Source organism: Bradyrhizobium liaoningense (assembly GCF_018130955.1).
In the GTDB taxonomy this organism is placed as follows: domain Bacteria; phylum Pseudomonadota; class Alphaproteobacteria; order Rhizobiales; family Xanthobacteraceae; genus Bradyrhizobium; species Bradyrhizobium liaoningense_C.
On the sequence record NZ_JAFCJM010000151.1, the window covers coordinates 1 to 1,305 of the forward strand.

Consider the following 1,305-nt stretch of genomic DNA (forward strand, 5'->3'; position numbering starts at 1 on the left):
CAGATCGAGAGCAGTGTCGATCTTCCGCACTAGATGATCTTCGGGAACCGCGTCGCTGAGATGAAACTCGTAGAACAGTTGACCTTGGTCACTCTTCAGACGGCCCATCATGGATCGACCTCGTCGCGATTCGCGTCAACACAACGGAATCACGCTTGCCGGCTCGCCTCAACCGACTTTTGCAACAAAATCGGCCACGAACGGACATCGCTCGTCTGATTTGAGAGAGGCCGCCAACCGAGGCGGCAGCGGACCCATGCGTTCCTAAAGTATCAGCCTGGTCTCATTGGGGATAAAAGCCTGAGGCTATCAAGCCCGGAACTCCATCGATCGTCACTTTGCTCACATAGGCCCATTTCTGCGACGGCTCGGTTTGTCCGGGCTTGGGAAACATATAGTCGACCCATCCCGATCCCCTGGTTTCGGCCGTTTTGATAATTTCGTTATGGAACAGCTTGCCCCTGGCGTCCTTCTGACCGCTCACGTTGGTCCCTTCGCGCATCGGAAAAGCGGGATTGAGCAATACGTTGCCCTTCAAATCGTAGGCGAACAAATAAGTCGCACCGTGAAACCACTCGCTGTCTTTTTTTCTGAACTCGGCAAAAGCTGCCTTGCCATCTTTATCGACCAGCGCCGCAGCCTTATCGACCAGCGCTTTGGTTTGTTTTGCTTGCTCTGAAAGCGGTGGAGCTTCCTGGGAAATTGCCGGCGAAGCAGCCGCAAGCAATGCAGCAATTATGAAGCCGATGGCTGGAGCCTTCGTGTTCATCGCGATCTCCCGACATAGTTGGCAAAAAATTGCCAACTAGAGTTGGACTATCGCCCCCTTCGTGACGAATAAAACGATACTACCGAGGAGGCATCTTGAGAAGCCGCTCCAACGCAGCACGGCGCGAGGCAAGCGTCATGTCCGCGTCGACGGCGGACACAGGCAACACCATTGAACTTTTGCAATGGTTGAGATTGAGGCTGGACGCACTGAAGCTCTGCTCAGACTATGCAAGTTCAGTATCAGCGGCTGGTGAACCCGGTGTCGGGGGCGGTGGCGCTGGGCACGCTGCTGGCGGCGGCGACGTTGCCGGTGGTGGTGCTGATCGTGGCGGGATGGTAGCGCCGCATCGCGAGCGCGAAGGCAATTTGCGTCGGACAAGTTCTTCTCGCGCTGGCCTCCGTCCGCTCGCAGCGCACTGCGGACTTCACGCGAACATCGCGCTACTTCCGAGAAGGGCCGATTTTGTTGCAGAACTGTCTTGAGGAGCCGAGCGAACCGTGATTCCGTCGAGGTGAAGCGGCCATCGACGGAGA

1 protein-coding gene is annotated in these 1,305 nt (G+C 56.6%); it reads right to left on the reverse strand.

Features of this window, described 5'->3' with window-relative positions; genetic code table 11:
* Window positions 1–283: 283 nt before the first annotated feature.
* A complete protein-coding gene (locus JQ632_RS39130; RefSeq protein WP_212408048.1) occupies window positions 284–769 on the reverse strand; it encodes a cache domain-containing protein in 486 nt (161 codons plus the stop codon).
* Between the last annotated feature and the right edge of the window lie 536 nt (window positions 770–1,305).